This is a genomic window from Tenuifilum thalassicum, assembly GCF_013265555.1.
Taxonomy (GTDB): Bacteria; Bacteroidota; Bacteroidia; order Bacteroidales; family Tenuifilaceae; genus Tenuifilum; species Tenuifilum thalassicum.
The window spans coordinates 2,766,092-2,784,349 of the sequence record NZ_CP041345.1 but is presented as its reverse complement, the minus strand read 5'-3'; the positions used below and the strand labels follow the sequence as shown (position 1 = coordinate 2,784,349).

14 protein-coding genes are annotated in these 18,258 nt (G+C 38.2%); 4 read left to right on the top strand and 10 right to left on the bottom strand.

Annotated features, from left to right (window positions below; translation table 11 throughout):
- Together FHG85_RS11580 and FHG85_RS11575 are read right to left on the bottom strand one after the other, a co-directional pair.
- Complete coding sequence (locus FHG85_RS11580; protein WP_173076058.1) at positions 1-2,517, bottom strand: ATP-binding protein; 2,517 nt, start codon at positions 2,515-2,517, stop codon at positions 1-3.
- Between the two features lie 182 nt (positions 2,518-2,699).
- The gene (locus FHG85_RS11575) at positions 2,700-3,827 is read right to left on the bottom strand and encodes a hypothetical protein (protein WP_173076056.1); all 1,128 of its coding nucleotides are present in this window, start codon (positions 3,825-3,827) and stop codon (positions 2,700-2,702) included.
- Between the two features lie 273 nt (positions 3,828-4,100).
- Between FHG85_RS11575 and FHG85_RS11570 the strand changes: the two genes are divergently transcribed.
- Entirely contained in the window at positions 4,101-4,703 is a 603-nt protein-coding gene (locus FHG85_RS11570; RefSeq protein WP_173076054.1) for a bifunctional nuclease family protein, read from the top strand.
- 29 nt (positions 4,704-4,732) lie between these two features.
- On the opposite strand, the gene FHG85_RS11565 is transcribed toward FHG85_RS11570, so the two are convergent.
- From FHG85_RS11565 to FHG85_RS11540, 6 genes are all read right to left on the bottom strand, one after another.
- The gene (locus FHG85_RS11565) at positions 4,733-5,134 is read right to left on the bottom strand and encodes a DUF1987 domain-containing protein (protein ID WP_173076052.1); all 402 of its coding nucleotides are present in this window, start codon (positions 5,132-5,134) and stop codon (positions 4,733-4,735) included.
- A gap of 12 nt (positions 5,135-5,146) precedes the next feature.
- A complete protein-coding gene (locus tag FHG85_RS11560) occupies positions 5,147-5,557 on the bottom strand; it encodes a DUF1987 domain-containing protein (protein ID WP_173076050.1) in 411 nt (136 codons plus the stop codon).
- Positions 5,558-5,562: 5 nt separating this feature from the next.
- Positions 5,563-6,081, bottom strand: coding sequence for a DUF6272 family protein (locus tag FHG85_RS11555; RefSeq protein WP_220429209.1), 519 nt, complete (start codon positions 6,079-6,081; stop codon positions 5,563-5,565).
- A 213-nt stretch (positions 6,082-6,294) separates the two neighbouring features.
- Positions 6,295-8,445, bottom strand: a complete 2,151-nt coding sequence (locus FHG85_RS11550; protein ID WP_173076046.1) for a S46 family peptidase — start codon at positions 8,443-8,445, stop codon at positions 6,295-6,297.
- Positions 8,446-8,529: 84 nt separating this feature from the next.
- Positions 8,530-9,108: a ribonuclease HII gene (locus FHG85_RS11545; protein WP_173076044.1), complete on the bottom strand. Its 579-nt coding sequence runs from the start codon at positions 9,106-9,108 to the stop codon at positions 8,530-8,532.
- Positions 9,102-10,232 carry a glycosyltransferase family 4 protein gene (locus FHG85_RS11540; RefSeq protein WP_173076042.1) on the bottom strand — a complete coding sequence of 377 codons (1,131 nt, stop codon included), beginning with the start codon at positions 10,230-10,232 and terminating at the stop codon, positions 9,102-9,104. The genes FHG85_RS11545 and FHG85_RS11540 overlap by 7 nt, the downstream gene beginning before the upstream one ends.
- Positions 10,233-10,420: 188 nt before the next feature.
- Between FHG85_RS11540 and rimP the strand changes: the two genes are divergently transcribed.
- From rimP to infB, 3 genes are read left to right on the top strand one after another with little or no spacing between them, the layout of a single operon-like run.
- Positions 10,421-10,888, top strand: coding sequence for a ribosome assembly cofactor RimP (gene rimP / locus FHG85_RS11535; protein WP_173076041.1), 468 nt, complete (start codon positions 10,421-10,423; stop codon positions 10,886-10,888).
- Positions 10,889-10,914: 26 nt separating this feature from the next.
- Complete coding sequence (nusA, locus tag FHG85_RS11530) at positions 10,915-12,153, top strand: transcription termination factor NusA (protein WP_173076040.1); 1,239 nt, start codon at positions 10,915-10,917, stop codon at positions 12,151-12,153.
- A gap of 56 nt (positions 12,154-12,209) precedes the next feature.
- The gene (infB, locus tag FHG85_RS11525; RefSeq protein ID WP_173076039.1) at positions 12,210-15,110 is read left to right on the top strand and encodes a translation initiation factor IF-2; all 2,901 of its coding nucleotides are present in this window, start codon (positions 12,210-12,212) and stop codon (positions 15,108-15,110) included.
- Positions 15,111-16,029: 919 nt separating this feature from the next.
- Here the strand turns inward: infB and FHG85_RS11520 are convergent.
- Positions 16,030-16,701 (bottom strand): hypothetical protein, encoded by a 672-nt coding sequence (locus tag FHG85_RS11520; RefSeq protein WP_173076038.1) that lies wholly within the window; start codon positions 16,699-16,701, stop codon positions 16,030-16,032.
- Positions 16,702-16,909: 208 nt separating this feature from the next.
- A complete protein-coding gene (locus FHG85_RS11515; RefSeq protein WP_173076036.1) occupies positions 16,910-17,929 on the bottom strand; it encodes a C39 family peptidase in 1,020 nt (339 codons plus the stop codon).
- Positions 17,930-18,258: the final 329 nt, after the last annotated feature.

Below are 18,258 nucleotides of genomic sequence, written 5' to 3'. Positions count from 1 at the left end.
CTACAACCGTTCTATAATCTGTTTAAGCTCAACAATAAATCCTTTCATCCTTCGATTGAGCCTTTCAAGATAAAGGCTAGCCGCTTTGTATTTATTTGGAGGAAGATGCTCAATTTTCTGTAATATGCTAGCAATATCGTATATTTTAAACTGATTAAAGGCAGACTTCATCTTATGCGCTACATTTGAAGCCTTTGTCAACTCCCTATTTTTTATTAATTGGGCTAAATCGCCCATATTCTTTTGCGTATTCTCTAGAAAAGAATTTAAAATAAGCCTAACCGATTCTTTATTCCCACCTGTAAAACGATACAATTCATCTAAATCAAAGGTGTTTGCAACTTTTTTAGGAGTAGTTGAGGTTCTTCGTTTTGAACGGCTATATCCCACAATTGGTCCCAAGACTCTTACCAAATCATCTTCAGTAAAAGGTTTTATCAAATATCCAGAAAATCCATAAGTTGAAAAGTGTTCCGGATTGTCAATTGTATCGTTAGCAGTTATTCCTATTACTGGAACTTTCACACCATTCTCCTCTAATTGACTTACAACATCATAACCCGATATTTCTGGCATATGTATATCAGTTAAAATAGCATCGAAGTTCTGCACCTTGATAATCTCTAAAAGCTTGTTGGCACTCTCTAAAGCTGTTACTTTTAGGCCTATGCTTTTAGCCATTTCTGTTACAATCAGTCGATTTACCTCATCATCATCAATTATCAATATAGCTGCACCTTCTTTTAGAGAACCTGCAACACGATTTTCTGAATGTTCAGCTTCATCAACTTTTGTGCTGTATGGGATTACTATACGGATAATGGTTCCCTCATCGGGCTGACTCGAAAGGGAGACTTCTCCTCCTTGAAGTTCAACAAGCCTTTTAACAATTGTTAGCCCAAGACCTGTTCCCCCAAAACGTCGCGAGGTGCTGCTATCAGCCTGAGTAAACTCTTCAAAGATTTGGGCTTGCTTATCAACGGGGATTCCAATACCTGTATCTGCCACAGTAAACTGTATTTTTGCCACATCGTCAGCTTGATTTAATACAGATGCAGATACGATAATACTTCCTTGATTTGTAAATTTAATGGAATTACCAACAAGATTTATCAGCACCTGCTGAAGCCTATAATCGTCACCAACCATTTTTTCTGGAATGGACGCATCAACGTTTACAAGTATATTTAATTCTTTTTCAGTAGCTTTGGCTTCAAAAAGTTTCACAACATTTTCGACAACCTTTCGGGGCGAAAATACTCGTTGTTCTAAGCGTAATTTTCCAGTTTCAAGCTTTGAATAATCAAGAATGTCGTTGATTACGGAAAGTAAATGGTCTGAAGAATTTTGTAGTATCCCAACATAATCTTGCTGCCTTGGGTTTAACTCTGTCTTTGACAATTGCCGTGTTATACCAATTATAGCACTTAAAGGCGACCTAATCTCATGGCTCATATTCGCCAAAAACTGCTCTTTTAGTCGGAGTAAACTTTCAGCATACTGCTTGGCTTCAAGTAGATATGTGTTATATAAGGTGTTTCTAGAGATATCTCTCATGATAATTGCCAAAAGTATAACCATGGCAATAAAAGTTATAGTGCCAAGAAGCAAAACTTTAAGTAACGATCGGTTCAAGACATCCTGAATACTTAAACTTTTAAGGTTTGCCTCAACCTGTTCTTGCCTTTCAATGCTAGAAATGATTAATTGTATTTGCGATAATATCGCCTTATTACGTTCTAGAAGTTCCTTCTCCTTTTCATCTAGCATTCTTTTTTGATGCAACTGATCGTATCGTATATTACGCAGTTCTAGGGTAAGCTTATTAATTATGGAATCGGAAACAAGAGAGAGAGGAGTAATGGTATCGTATCTGTACTCCACAAGTGTATCAAGTTTAACTGTATCTATTTTGTCGGGACCCAAGAAGAACCTTTTGATTCTTGAAGTCATGGACGGATTCTTATCCTTCTTTTCAATAATAGTATCTCGCTGTATGCGAGTAATAGTTTTACTCCTTGCCACTTGTGCATATCGTTGGGTCTCCTCCCCTGCTCTTGCAATTTTTTGAATAGCCCTATCGTAAAAATTCTTTTGGCCAAGTTCGGCACGTAGATTTAATATCTCGGACTCTATGCTCCTTTTGTTTTCAATAAGCACTCCAATCTTTCTTATTGATTTTAGCTGAGATGAAGAGTTGTAACTTAACTTTTTTAACGACTGTAAAGCCGAACCAACTCTCCTTTGGTTAACCTTGTATTCCTTTAAATATGTAGAGTCGGCAGTTAAAACAAAAATTCTAAAATCGCTATCCTCGTTGTAAATAGCAGTAATTAGCTTGTTGAGAACTGAGATTTTTTGACCAGGTACTCCAAAACCCTCGCGTGTTTCTTTTAGATCGCTAATGCCTTTATAGGTAATAAAAATAGCTGTAGTTGAAAATAGAACAACTAATAAAAAACCACCAATAACTTTAGGTTTAATCCATTCGTTTCGCGAAAAGTCTTTTTGGCTCATTGGGTTTGAATATTACCCAAATATAATTATTTAGGTTATGTTTAAAGTTATTAAAGTTCTCATATAAACAATCATATCTAACTAAGCAAAGACCTCGCCATCCATAAAGCTTTATCTTTTAAGCAGATACACTAAATAGACTTTAGCTATTTAGTTTGTAATATCTTGAAAAACAAGTTGGGCTATTTTGAATACCACGACACCCCGATACTTATGGAGATAAATAAAGGCGTATCATCTACAGGGGGAAGCACAAAGAACGATAATTTTGTTTTTGGTTTTGGTGCTAGTTTATCCATTGTAGCAGTGAAATTAGAAAACTCAAAATCAAAGCCAAACCCTCCAAAATTAATACTTGCATTGGTATCGCTATTATAAGTAGTTTCTGATGTATTTAAAGGTGGAGGAAGGTTTAAAGTTGTTGTAGTAGAAACAACATTTAAAGTGATAGAAGGACGATATTTAAATGTAAGAGCAACACCCTTCCAATTTCCTTCGTTTAAGAATTTTCCTAATCCAACAGTCCAACCCAGGTTCGCCGCTATAGGATAAGAAAGATTTAGCATTGACATATTGGTACTTCCCCCATCTCCCAAATCTAAGTCAAACTTATACTGATAAAGTATCATGTCTATCCCCCATCCGTAGGTAAAACTATTCCATGTTGAGATTCCTGTCTTATATTCTGGTATTTTTAGATTGATCCAGTTAGTTGAAGTTGAAACACCACCACCATAGCCATCTACTCTTGTGTTAAAATCCTTTAGGTCCATGCCAAAATAAGTTCCTGTGAGAAGCACCGATTCATTTTTAACTTTTCCGCCCCGAGCCAGCCACTCCTGCCTAATGGATTCCGATGGATCGACCTGTTCAATGTTAAAACCAACAGCTTCCCCCTTGCGTTGAATTTTAAACGTTGGGTTGTTATTACCATTTACTTGAGAACTATCCATAATTTGTAATGTTTCTCCTACTCCTAACTCTCTCCCTTCAATAAGTTTTAAATAAATTCCTTTAAATTCAAATCCAGTTTCAAAGGTGTATTTTTCGTTAGGTATTGCTTTTAGGTTATAGGAAGCCTTCCCGCCCGGAGCTTTGCACAATATCTGTATTGGTTTGCTATAATCGTGGCTTAGGAGAACTGTAACTTCAGAACCATTTTTTATAACATACTCATTGTCATCAACAAATATTCTAATTTTTGCAGCCGAACCAGCTAACTTTGATGGCCTTATAAACTTTATTGCAACTTCTTGCTGAGCATGAGCAACCACGCTACACATAAGAAGCAGATATAATATCTTTTTCATGTTTTTTTCTTAAATATAATCTGCCCAAAAGCCTTTGTCAAGTAATTTTTTACTCTACATAAAGGATGTTGGATGACAAAGCAACTGGATAAGATTATATAAGGGAGCCTCAACCCCAAACTTCTATATTCAAAACTCTAATAATCCATAAATTTTAACCGAATAATCTTCTATTAAACAAAAGAATGAGTTATCTTTGGTATATAAAATTGAATAAGTAATATTTTTGCCATAATTTGTATGCTAAAATATTGTTGAGCTAACAAATGAAAAATGGGTAAAGTTAAACTAACAGTTTTAGGTATATCATATAGTCAAACACAATCGGGTGCATATGCCCTAGTGCTAAGCGAGGAAAAAGGGAGCAGGCGTATTCCAATAATAATTGGTGGATATGAGGCTCAGGCCATCGCCATTCAACTTGAGGGGTTAACCCCTCCAAGGCCATTAACCCACGACCTTTTCTTAAACTTTGCCCGATCTTTTGGAATAGATTTAATTGATGTTCACATTTATAAGCTTGAAGATGGCGTATTCTTCTCCAAACTTCACTGTGAGGATGGGAGGAAAGAACTATATATCGATTCAAGAACATCGGATGCTGTAGCCCTAGCCCTTAGGTTTAACTGCCCGATATACACAACAGAAGAGATTGTTGAAAAAGCAGGGATTACTCTAGAAGTTGAAGAGTATGACGAGGGAGAAACCACAATTGATTCTATACAAGAAGATACTCCAACGGATGCCTTTTCGGCAAAACTTCAACGAATGTCGCTTGAAGAACTTAAAGAATACCTTGATGAAACTGTTAAAAACGAGGAATACGAGAAGGCAACCAAAATTAGGGACGAAATAAAAAGAAGGGAAAAGAAATAGTAACCTTATAGGTCTAAATCACCTCTTTTTTATACTGCAATAAAATCAAACTTCACATCTGCAAGTTCCGATAAATCTTGCCCTGCTTCAAGCAGTTCTACATCTTCTTTATCATAGAACCAACATATTCTTACAGTAAGGCCTTTATTTTTCAACTCATTTAAAAGAGTAATGATATCATATAGGAACTTTGCGGAAGAAGAGTTAAAGTAAATTAGTTTGAAGTGAAACTCAATTGGTTCTACTTTATCACCTTCAGAAACTTTCTTTTCTACTTGCTTTGCAAAACTTTCAAGCCATTCTAAAATGGGCATATAAAAATTGCGCACGTTTTCTGGACGTGAATAGCCAGATATAACAAAACGATTTTCTGACGGGTTAAAAACTACATCTGGTGTTGTGTTTGTCTGCGCAATTTGTAAAGGCTCCATTGAGATAAATCTTTAAGTATTTGGGGTTATTGGAATAAAGTTGAATGGAAAATTAATCATCTCAGCGATCTCTTCGCCAGACTCCAGAATTTCATCATCATCTTCATCGTAATACCAATTAATTTCCACGGCATTCCCCTTGGAATGAAATCTCATGAACATCATTAAAACATCAAGTAAAAACTTAGATGAAGCAGAGTTGAAATATGTTAACTTAAGATTGACAACTAAATTACTCTTATTAAAATTAGTGTTTTGCGACAAAACATTTTCTTCGTACTCTTCAAGCCATTTCAGAAGAGGTTTATAAAAACCAACAGTATTTTCAGGGCGAGAAAATCCAGATATCTCAAAGACTGAATTTTCAGGGTCGAAAAAAACTCGTGGGGTAAATTCTGTTGGTTCTATATATAATGGTTCCATATGACTTACTGGTTTTTAGGTTGAAGAGAAACTTTAATGCTAATAGTGAAGTAGGCGTACTCATCATCGATATCTTCAAATCTGAAATCGAGTTTATTCTCAGTTACTTTTGCAATATTAATAATCCCAAGTCCTGCTCCTCCTTTCTGAGATACATTTCCGCTAAGAATAACCTCCTTATAAAATTCCTTTAGCCCGGCTTTATCAAGTTCATTAACCTTTTCTAATCTAGATTTGAGCGATGGAATTTTTGCTTTCTTCAGCGAGTTTGAACATGTTAAACCTATACTTTCCTTGTTTAATACTAGTTCAAATTTAGGTTGAAAGTTATTATTATCCCGTATTATATCCTGATGCTTATAAATATTTTCTAAGCTCTCAACCATTGCAGAATAAACCTTTTTGCGAATGGTAATACCAAACCCATATCTCTCAAGAAGGGATGTCATTTTATTTAATAAAAAACCAATCTCTTCATAAGAGAGCGGCCCGTAATGATTGATTAACACTTCACCTTTTTCCACGTTAACAAATGTTGTTTTATAGTAACAATAATAATAAGCAAAAATCTAAGAATTTTGACAATAAATATAAAACTTTTTGACGAATTCCTTTTATGGAGTGATAAAAGTTTTAGAATAAAATATTACTAAAATAATTTAGAAATGCAAAAGCCACTAATAGGATAGCTATTAGCGGCTTTTATTATTATGTGATTTTATTATTAAAGAGTGATACTATTCTATCAAAGTCATTTCATCAATTAGTCTTTTTGCACCAGCATATTTATCTATCACAAATAGCACATATCGAATATCAACAGAAATGGTTCGTTGTAGATCCTTTTCAAAAACGATATCGCCACTCATAGCCTCCCAGTTTCCATCAAAGGCAATTCCAATAAGTTCACCATTACCATTCATAACTGGGCTTCCTGAATTACCTCCTGTAATGTCGTTTGTTGATATGAAAGCGACTGGCATTCTTCCATCAACTCCATAACGGCCGTAATCTTTGGAATTGTAGAGTTCTTTAAGTTTATCGGAAACTACAAACTCCCAATTATCAGGATCTTCTTTTTCCATCACACCTTTAAGGGTAGTATAGTAATCGTAATGCACGGCATCCATAGGGTAATAATCCTTGATCTCGCCATAGGTAAGACGCATGGTGAAGTTGGCATCTGGATACATGGGTTTGCCTTGATTCATCTCAAGAATACCTGCAATGTATAAGCGCTGACCACGTTCTAATTTTTCGTTAAAAGGAGCCATCAATGCGCGTATCTCCATATACTTACCTATAATCGATTTAGAAGCAACAAACACGGGATCTTTTTGTAGTGTTTTAAGGCTTGGCTTTTCTAGGAAAGCATTGAATTTAGCAGGATCGGTAAAAATGGTTTTGGCAAACATCTTATCCACATACTTTTCTACATCTCCTTTATACTTTTTGCGGATTACATTATAAATGTCTGGTTGATATTTTTCAGGAACATTTTCCATGTAAATCCTAAACATCGCCTTGGTTGTTTTATGATCGGTCGATTGGCTATAATCTTTAAAGAAATCGGCTGCTCGCTCTTTAAGGCGCTCTACATTTTTGGTGATCTCATCCTGATTTTCACTCTCTAATGCATCGGCTAGGTAACGAGCAGATGAAGCAAACCCAATAGCCTCTGCACCATAAAAGAATGTTTCTCCAATATACTGGGTTGCATGTAAGTAATCTTTTCTGCCCTCAACACCTTCCTTAATTAGGTCAAGCGCTTTCCCGTATTTCTCAACTCTTTCAGGCGAAGCTTTAACCCATTTCATAAACTCTTGCTCTTGTTGTTTCTTAAAGTCGTAAACTTTAAGACGTTTTAGAGCTTTATTCATTCCAATCGAATTCTTCCAGTAATTGCTTGAGCGTGCATATTTAGACGCATACTTAATATTTATGGCCTTATCGGCTTGCATGTCCTTTAACCAAATGTCCTGCTTTACACCACGTATGTAGATTCTATTTTTATTAGTGATATTCATTCTTTCATCTACCTCATACGAGGTCATATATCGCTGTGTGCTTCCTGGATATCCCATAATCATGGTAAAATCACCATTTTTAACACCTTTAAGCGATATAGGCAAATGATATTTGGGTTTGTAAGGCACGTTATCGGGAGAATAATCGGCAGGCTTGTTGTCTTTGCTTGCATAAATACGGAACACAGAGAAATCTCCAGTGTGGCGTGGCCACATCCAGTTGTCGGTATCATGTCCAAATTTACCAATTGATGATGGAGGAGCGCCAACTAGTCGAACATCATTGAATACTTCGTAAACCAGAAGGAAAAACTGGTTACCACCAAAGAAACTACGAACACTTGCTTTGTAGTTAGTACCCTCAGTAGCCTCTTTTGATATTTTACTACCAACTTCCCTAATAATCTTTCCACGCTCGGCTTCAGACATTTCAGGCTTTAGCTCAGCAGTAACCTTATCGGTAACATCTTCCATCCGCACTAAGAAAGTTACTGATAAGCCAGGAGTAGGAATCTCTTCCTCGAACGATTTTGCCCAAAAACCATCTTCAAGATAATCGTGCTCTGGAGTACTGTGCTGCTGAATGGCTCCATAACCGCAGTGATGATTTGTAAGCACTAATCCTTGATCGGAAACCACCTCCCCAGTACAACCGCCACCAAAAATAATTACAGCATCCTTTATACTCGCTTGGTTGATGTTGTAAATATCTTCGGCAGTTAGCTTAAAGCCTTTCTGCTTCATAACTTCAATATTGTACTTCTTTAGGAGCGGTAGCAACCACATCCCTTCGTCGGCTTTTACAGCTGTTGTAGCCAGGAAAAATAGCCCAAGAAATAGAACTTTTAGCTTTTTAATCATAGTTTTTAGTTTTTAAAGTTTAGTATTTCGATTTGTATTGCCTTATTTGGTTTAAACAAGTAGCATCTAATTAACAAATATTGACTATAAAAGCTTAAAACTTTTTCGATGATACGGCGAAATACCATTCTTAGCAATGCCTTCTCGATGTTTTTTTGTAGGATAACCTTTGTTTACCTCCCACTGGTAGTAAGGATATTCTTTGCTGATTCTTGTCATAAACTCATCTCTATGAGTTTTAGCAAGTATTGATGCTGCAGCAATGGGTAAAAACTTAGAATCACCTTTCACTATGCAGGTGTGTGGTATATCGCTATAAGGTTTAAACCTATTTCCATCAATAAGCAAATGCTGGGGCCTTTTTTTCTTCAAACTTTCTATGGCTCTATGCATTGCCAGTATTGATGCATTAAGTATGTTTATTTCATCAATCTCTTGATTAGAAACCATGGCTACCGCCCAATCAACGGCATAGTGCTCTATAACCTCTCGTAGCTTCTCACGTTGTTTATGCGTTAAAAGTTTGGAGTCGTTGATAAGGGGCTCGTTAAAATCATTCGGGAGGATTACTGCTGCAGCAAAAACAGGACCCGCCAAACAACCTCGGCCTGCTTCATCGCAGCCTGCTTCAATCATATCTTTATGTAAGCAAACTTCTAACATTGCGATAGGCATTTTTCAATCGATTTAAACACTGTATCAGCCGTAACATCCCAGCTAAACATTTTTTGGCGCTCAAGGGCAGCAGCAGAGAGTTTGCTACATAAATTGTTGTCGCGAGAAAGTATCTGCATAGCTTCGGCCATTTCGTCTACCGACATGGGATTGAAATACAAAGCTGCATCGCCTGCCACCTCGGGCATAGCTGTTGTATTAGATGATGCTACAGGAACACCACATTTCATTGCTTCAAGCAAAGGAATTCCAAACCCCTCAAATATAGATGGGTATACAATTGCTTTAGCAGCACCAGTAATTTGACTCAGTTCGGCAACATCTTTTCTTCCCAAAAATAGTATATCGGCTTTAAACTGGCTTTGCAGGTAAGCCTTTTTAATATCGCTTGTCATAAACATTGGTTCTCCAACAAGTAGCAGTTTTTCTTGCAAACCAGTTGTTTGCTTAAAAATATCAAATGCCTGAATTAAGCGCGCTACGTTTTTCCTTGGATTAAGCGCGCCAACAAATAAGAAGTATGGCAAGCCGCTTGAGTAACGTTGCCTAGCAGCTTGTTTCTCCTCATCATCCAAAGGCTTGAACTGCTCACTAGCCCCATTGTAAGCAACATCAATCTTTTCTAAATCAATGTTATAATTTTTTGCAATATCGTGCTTAGAGTAATTACTAACTGTTACAATCCTACAAGCTTTTTGTGCATATCTTGGGAAAAAGTGATTTAAATATCTCGACTTCACAAAGGGTAACCCCTTAGGATAATGAAAAAAGTTTATATCATGAATTACTGCCACCTGTGGCAGATCAACGCTTAACGACAAGTAGCCATCTGGAGAAAGAAAAACATCTGCATCTATTTTTTTCAGTGCATTAGGTAATGCATATTCAAACCAGTAGTACCAGAGCACTGGATGCCGAGTAGGTGGAGGTAACACAATGGGTTTTACATTCTCACTAAAAATAAACAGTTCAGAGTAAGGCCTATCAAAAATAAAATAGAATTCATGTTCGGGATGATTCAGTGCTATTCGCTTAAAAACCTCATAGGTAAACCAACCAATTCCCTCCAACTTACCATTTAGCAAAAGACGTGTATTTACAGCTATTTTCAACGTATAACCTTTTTAGCTAATTACATCATTTTTTTTAGAATTTGCAAGTTCAACTTCTGACAGTCATATTGATAGAGTTGGTTTTCAGTCCAATAATTTGCATAATCAATAAAACGTTACTAAATTTGCAAAAGTTTTTCTGGCAGCGGCAGGGGACATAGTCCCCTGTTTTTATTAAAAGCATGGGAATGATTACAAAGGAAAGAATAGATGAAATTGTTACACCCCTTCTAGAAAAAGAAAATCTTTTTCTAGTTGATATTTCTATTAGTACCGATAATAAAATTGTTGTCACGGTAGATTCTGACGATGGGGTATCAATTGATTCTTGTGTTGCTGTTAGTAGAGCTATAGAGTCATCATTAGATAGAGACACCGAAGACTTTGAACTTGAGGTCTCATCGGCTGGAGTTGGGCAGCCATTAAAGATGCCACGCCAATACCTTAAAAACATTGGAAGGGAGTTGGAAGTTATTACAGCAAAAGGCGAAAAGTTTAAAGGCAAACTGGTCGGTGCTGATGAGTCAGGATTTACAATAACCTTTTCAAAAAAAGTTGCCGTTGAGGGCAAAAAGAAAAAACAGCTTGTTGAAGAGGAGATGAGCTTTAACTACTCCGATACAAAATCGGTTAAAGTAGTTGTCAGTTTTAAGTAAACTAAAAAGGGAAAAATATTATAGCAATGGAGAATCTAAATCTGATTGATTCGTTTTTAGAGTTTAAGGAACTCAAAAATATCGACAGGCCAACAATGATGAGCGTGCTTGAGGATGTGTTCAGAAGCATGCTTGTGAAGCTTTATGGATCAGACGATAACTTCGACATAATCATCAACATTGATAAGGGTGATTTTGTAATTTACAGGAACCGAGAAGTTGTTGAGGATGGTGAAGTAGAGGATCCAAATCGTCAGATCTCGCTATCAGAGGCTAGAAAGATTGACGAAGATTACGAGGTTGGCGAGGAAGTTACCTCTGAGGTTTCCCTCTCTGAATTTGGTCGTAGGGCAATCCTTTCATTGCGTCAGAACCTCACTTCCCGCATAATGGAACTTGAGAGAAATAATCTTTACAGCAAGTATAAAGATAGAATTGGCGAAATCATTACTGGTGAGGTTTATCAGGTTTGGAAAAAAGAAATTCTTGTACTTGATGATGAAGGGAATGAGCTAATTCTTCCAAAATCGGAACAGATACCCTCAGACTTTTACAGGAAAGGCGACACAATCCGCGCTGTGGTTTATAAGGTTGAAATGCGCAATAACAATCCGCAAATTATACTATCAAGAACTGCAAACGCATTTCTTGAGCGCCTTTTCGAGCTGGAAGTTCCAGAAATATTCGATGGTTTAATCACCATTAAAAAGATTGTTCGCATTCCTGGCGAAAGAGCTAAAGTGGCCGTTGAATCTTACGATGAACGAGTTGATCCGGTGGGAGCTTGTGTTGGGATGAAAGGAAGTAGGATTCATGGAATAGTGCGTGAACTTCGTAACGAAAGCATAGATGTAATTAACTATACATCAAACACTCAGCTATATATTCAACGCGCATTAAGCCCCGCTAAAATTTCTTCTATTAAGATAGATGAAGATAATAAGCGAGCAGAGGTTTACCTTAAACCTTCTGAAGTTTCGTTAGCAATTGGTAAGGGTGGATACAACATCAAACTAGCCAGCCAGCTAACCGGATACGAAATTGACGTATACCGCGAAGCAGCTTCCGAAGACGAGGAGGATGTTAGTATCGATGAATTTGTTGATGAAATTGATGAATGGATCATCGATGTACTTAAAGGAATTGGCTGTGATACAGCAAAAAGCGTTCTAGAAATACCCTTTGATGAGCTGGTTAAAAGAACCGACTTAGAAGAGGATACTGTTAAAGAAATTATTAGAATTCTTAAGGCAGAATTTGAATAGTATTTTCTTTAGTTTAGTTTTGCATTGAATTAATATAAATCAGGGAAAAAGCCTTTATGACAAGCGAAAAAAAAATTAGGCTCAGTAAGTTAGCAAAAGAGTTCAACGTTGGCGTGGGGACGCTGGTAGATTTTCTTCACAAAAAGGGATACGATGTAAGTAACGACCCTAACGCTAAGGTTGATGGAAATGTTGTTTCTATATTAGAAGATGAGTTTGGCAGCGAACTCGATCTAAAGAAAAAAACAGAACAACAAAAAGAAAACCTCAAGGCTCTAAGGGATAAGAAAAAATCAATATCAATTGATGATATTGAAAGCGAAGAAGAAGAGCCAACCGAAGAATCGACTGACGACGAGGTTATTATAAAAACCACAACCATTGAGGCTGCGAAACCCATTGAAATAGAAAAACCTAAAATCGATTTGAAGGTTAAAGGTAAAATCGATTTAGACAAAGGTGCTAAAAAGAAACAAAAAAGCGAACCAGAGCCTAAGGAAGAACCTACTGCTAACAAGAAGGAAGAGGATACCTCAATCACCAAAGAGGAAAAACGCCCTGAACCAGAAGAAATAAAAACCGAAGTAAAGGTTGAACAACCAAAAGTGGTTGGAAAAATAGATATAGAATCATCCAAAAAGAGCAAAAAGGATAAAAAAGAAGAGAAGGAAAAGTCAAAAGAAAAGCAAGAAGATAAAGAGCCCAAGCAAGAACAAGAGGAGAAAAAGGAAAAGCCTGCTGAACCTACAGCAGAAGCAAGTTCAGAAGATAAGCAAGAGGAGGTTTATAAGGCTAAAGTAGAAAAGTTAACTGGGCCTACCATTAAAGGGAAGATTGATTTAAGCCAGTTTGAAACGAAGAAAAAACCTGTTGCCTCTTCATCCGATTTTGACAAGGATGCTAAAAAGAAAAAAAGGAAACGCATTAAAAAGGGAGAAAAGGCTACTCCCGACAAGCCTGGGACTCCAGCTAATACCTCCGATCCAAAGCGCAAGGAGGATAACAAAGCCAAAAAGCTTAAGAAGAAAAAGAAAAAAGTTATCCGACCTGAGGTAGACGAAGAAGAGGTACAACGTCAAATTAAAGAAACTCTTGCACGTCTTACTAGTAAAGGAAAGACTAAGAGTTCAAAATATCGTCGTGAGAAACGTGAGGTACTAAGTGCACGTCAGCGCGAGGAGTTAGAACGCCAAGAACAGGAAAAGAAAATTCTTAAGGTTACTGAGTTCGTTTCGGCCAATGAGCTGTCGGCTATGATGAACGTACCAGTTACCGATGTTATTGATGTATGTATGAATCTTGGCCTAATGGTTTCAATCAACCAACGTCTTGATGCAGAAACCATGGCTCTTGTTGCCGATGAGTTTGGATATCAGGTTGAATTCATTAGCGCCGATTTGCAAGAAGACATAAAAGAAGAAGAGGAAGATAGACCTGAGGATTTAGTACCTCGTCCACCCATTGTTACCGTAATGGGCCATGTCGATCACGGAAAAACATCACTGCTCGACTACATCCGCCATTCAAATGTAATTGCTGGTGAGGCTGGAGGAATTACCCAGCACATTGGTGCTTACAGCGTTGAGGTTGAAGATGGAAAAAGAATCACTTTCCTAGATACCCCTGGACACGAAGCGTTTACCGCTATGCGTGCACGTGGTGCTAAGCTAACCGATGTGGCAATCATTGTGGTTGCTGCTGATGATGCAGTTATGCCCCAAACTGTTGAGGCTATTAACCACGCAAGTGCTGCTGGTGTTCCTATTGTTTTTGCTATAAACAAAATAGATAAACCGACTGCCGACCCCGAAAAAATCAAAGGTGAGTTGGCAAACATGAACTACCTTGTTGAGGATTGGGGCGGTAAATACCAATGCCAAGAAATTTCGGCAAAGCAAGGTCTTAATGTTGACAAACTTCTTGAGAAAGTACTACTTGAAGCTGAGCTTCAAGAGCTTAAAGCCAATCCAAAAAGGAAGGCAACTGGTACTGTTATTGAATCATCTCTCGATAAAGGCCGTGGATATGTTGCCACCGTTTTGGTTCAAAACGGAACACTTCACCAAGGCGACATCATGCTCGCAGGTATCTACTATGGCCACGTAAAAGCAATGTTTAATGAGCGCGGCCAAAGAATTCAAGAAGCAGGACCATCAACACCCGTTCAGGTAATTGGGTTGAATGGTGCGCCCCAAGCTGGAGATTATTTTAACATCCTTGATTCCGACAAGGAGGCTCGCGAAATAGCAAACAAACGTGAGCAGCTAGTTCGAATGCAAAGCTTAAAAACCAAAAAGCATATTACACTCGACGAGATTGGTCGTCGTATTGCTATCGGCAACTTTAAAGAGCTAAACCTTGTTGTTAAAGGTGATGTGGATGGTTCAATTGAGGCCCTATCCGACGCCCTTATCAAACTTTCAACCGAACAGGTACAGGTTAACGTAATTCATAAAGCCGTTGGTCAAATATCAGAATCCGATATCCTTCTGGCAGCAGCATCAAATGCTATTGTGATCGGTTTCCAGGTTCGACCTTCAGCAGGTGCCCGAAAGCTAGCCGAAAAGGAAGAAATAGATATCCGTCTTTACTCAATCATCTACGATGCAATTAACGAGATCAAGGATGCAATTGAGGGAATGCTTGCACCTGAAATCAAGGAAGAGATTACCGGTTCAGCTGAAGTCCTCAATGTGTTCAAGATTTCGAAGGTTGGAACTGTTGCTGGATGTATTGTTCGCGACGGTAAAATCTCAAGAAACAACAAGGTTCGACTCATCCGCGATGGTATTGTAATTTATACAGGTGAGCTTGAATCGCTTAAACGATTTAAGGATGATGTTAAGGAAGTATCTGCTGGTTTTGAGTGCGGCCTGAACATTAAGAACTTTAACGATATTAAAGTTGGCGATTTCGTAGAAGGCTTCCACGAAGTTGAGGTTAAACGAAAACTTTAATCCTACTATAAAGAATCTTGAGAGGTTGCTTCGGCAACCTTTTTTTGTTGCACTTAGTGGGGTTTAAAGAATTTGAAGGAATGATTCGGAACGAATCGGAAATAATCGGAAGGATTCGGAAGATTTGAGACCGTGTTTAGTTTTTTGTTTTTGGAGTTTCGAATTTTTTTGACCTCACCCCCTGCCCCTCTCCTGAAAAGGAGAGGGGAGTTAAGCCTCCCCTCTCAGGGGAGGTTTGGAGGGGTCCTTGGAAGGAAGAAGGATTCGGAATGATTCGGAAACATTCGGAATGTATCGGAAGATCATATGACAATTCTTAAATCCGTCAACGCAGGACAAATCTTGAATCCGTCAATGCCGGACAAGTCTGAAATCCGTCAATGCCGGACAAGTCTTGAATCTGAAATCTTGAATTAATGTCATGCTGAACCTGCCGAAGCCACGTTTGTTTCCCCTTCTTTTGCCTTGATGCAAAAGAAGCAAAAAATCAAGGCTGAAAAGCCCTACCCGATGGGTGCCCCGGGAGCGTCTCTGCGTGCGCGGCGCAACTCACCATGCCTGCGGCGTGGCTCAGACAGTGTCGCTTGCACAGGCCCCTATCTACGATCCGCTCTCGACCCATTGGCGAAACAGACTTTTAGGCCGGGTTTTCTTTGCTGAGCGGCGGTGGTGTACGCATAGATTACAACCGACCGAAGGGAGCTAACCGAAGGTAAATCCGCGATAGCGAGTGCAAGAGCGCACGCGTCAATAGAAGACGTGCACGAACAAGGGTAACCCTTAACCATCAGGAACGAGGAGGGAAGGGGCAACCTTTTCTCTCTCGTTCTTGAAAATTTAAGCCATTATGCACCCAAATCATATACCCATAGAGTTGCATTTGCAATGAAAATCGACGCCTTTCTTGTAATCACCGTATCTAAAATTCAGATTCACCCTTCTGTTCTTCTTTAATTATCTGAAAATAACCTTCGTCATTTAACTTATAGGTCCTGAATGTTTCTAATCCGTCTGCGTTTTCGTGCCAGATAATATTTCCTTCCTTTGTGATTTTGGAGTCCACAATAGTAAACGTTACTTTTTCATCCAGTGGGCCTCCATCACGCATCCCCCAGAATAAACAGACAACAGATAAAGCTTTGCCAGCTTTTGAAAAATTCCATAAATCGTAAAAAGTGGTTTCGTAGGCAATCACTTTAATTATGAGGGATTCAAAATTTGGGTTTAGTTGAATACGACCTATGGGGATTACTTTGGGATAAAAGAAAAATCTCTTTTCTTCCCAGTTACCATTCTTTTTTTTTACATCCTTTAAATATTCATCTGGTTCTTCCGGATATAGACCATAATATTGACTGATGGTTTTAAGTTTTCCATCCTTATCAATATACTGTGGTTTTTTGCCCTGACTTCGTATAATGATATCGTTTGTGAATTTCCCATTCAGGGTATCCTTGCCTGTTAAGTCTAAAACATTCTCAATGGGTTGATTTATTGGCTTAAAGTATTTAATAAATTCCTTAAACTTTTCTTGAGATGAACAAGCATTGCAGTATGCCAGCATTAAAAATGACAGAATTACGTTTTTCATGATGATTTATTTTATTTACATTTACTATAGACTTCAACATATTTTACTGTAATATCTTTGATGTCATCCCACTTCCACAGATTATCGCTGCCTTTCGAGTTTTCTTCAGAGGTGGAATTGGTATCATACCCACCGCTATTACAATCCTCACGGGTTTTAAAGCTTGTGACCATTCCGTAAGGGTCATCAACTATCAGACCTTCATTTGTTACTTTTGTACACGGACAAGGTGCCCTTTACAGGCAGGCCATATCGACAACATTACTGCACATCCTGATTGTAATTTGGGCAAAATAAAATCTTTAAGTTTTTCTTTCTCGTCAGAAAACTTTCCACCATAATCTTTTTTATCATAGCAAGCCCCTAAATGTTTAGCAACTTTTTGTCTTGCTGCCTGAGTAGTCCTGTCCCCATAATTATTATCTTTCCGTAACTGCTCCAGATAATCTTCAAATTGCATATCTGCAGTAGGACAGCTAATGCCAAGATATTCAAGGCACATGGCTTCTGATGTTAAGTTGCACATCCTGTCCGAGATGTACTGTTCCTGGTCATTATTTCTTTGATTATGATAAGGAACTTTCTCCTGAAGTTCTAAATATAGTTCTTTCTTTTGCTCATTATCTTTTAACATCTCTATTTGTTCCCTCACATTCTTTATTTCATCAGGTGTTAAAACAGAATTATTTTTAAAAATTCCCTTTATTTCATCATATTTCTTACCAAACAAATAGTCCTTCAACTTCCCAATTTTTGAGCTTTCATCATCTACAAGTATTTTAAAAACTTCTTGCCCGTCCTCTCTATAAACAAAGCCTTTTTGCCAATCAATGGTTCCGTCTGCATTGAGAACCTGCTGATTATATTCTTCATAATCTGAAGGATTGTAAGTATATTCCGGTTTCTTTTTATGTGAAATTAGCCTTATCTGCTTATAGTCTGTTCCCCCGATTCTGATATATTTTGCGGTCAACGTAATGGGCACTTCGTTAATCTTTCCTCGGACTCTGACTTTTTTCCCCTGGATTCGGGCACTCCTGATAGTATCCAGAATTCCTATAACATTATCGCAGTCGTCGAACCATCCCTTGCAGGGCATACCCATCGCCCCCTCCTCCATCCCGTCGAACAGCCCGGTGGTGGAGATGGGGTTATGGATCAAATCCCATTGGGGTTTGAGCAGGTGGGTGTACCTATCGGCAATAGCGGGTGTGGTTGGGTAGTCCATAAGGTTACCGGTTGTGCCTTGGGGTAAATATACAAAATTTTTCTCACTGTAGGTGTGGCGGAGTTTGAGGAGGAATTTGAGGAAGTTAGAGGAAGTTAGAAGAAGTTAGAGGAATTTAAGAGAATGACACGGAATGATACGGAATGACACGGAAATATTCGGAATGTATCGGAAGATCATATGACAATTCTTAAATCCGTCTTCGCCGGAAAAAGCCTTGAATCCGTCTTCGCCGGAAAAAGCCTTGAATCCGTCTTCGCCGGACAAGTCTTAAATCTTGAATTAATGTCATGCCGAGCCTGCCGAAGCCACGTTTGTTTTTCCCTTCT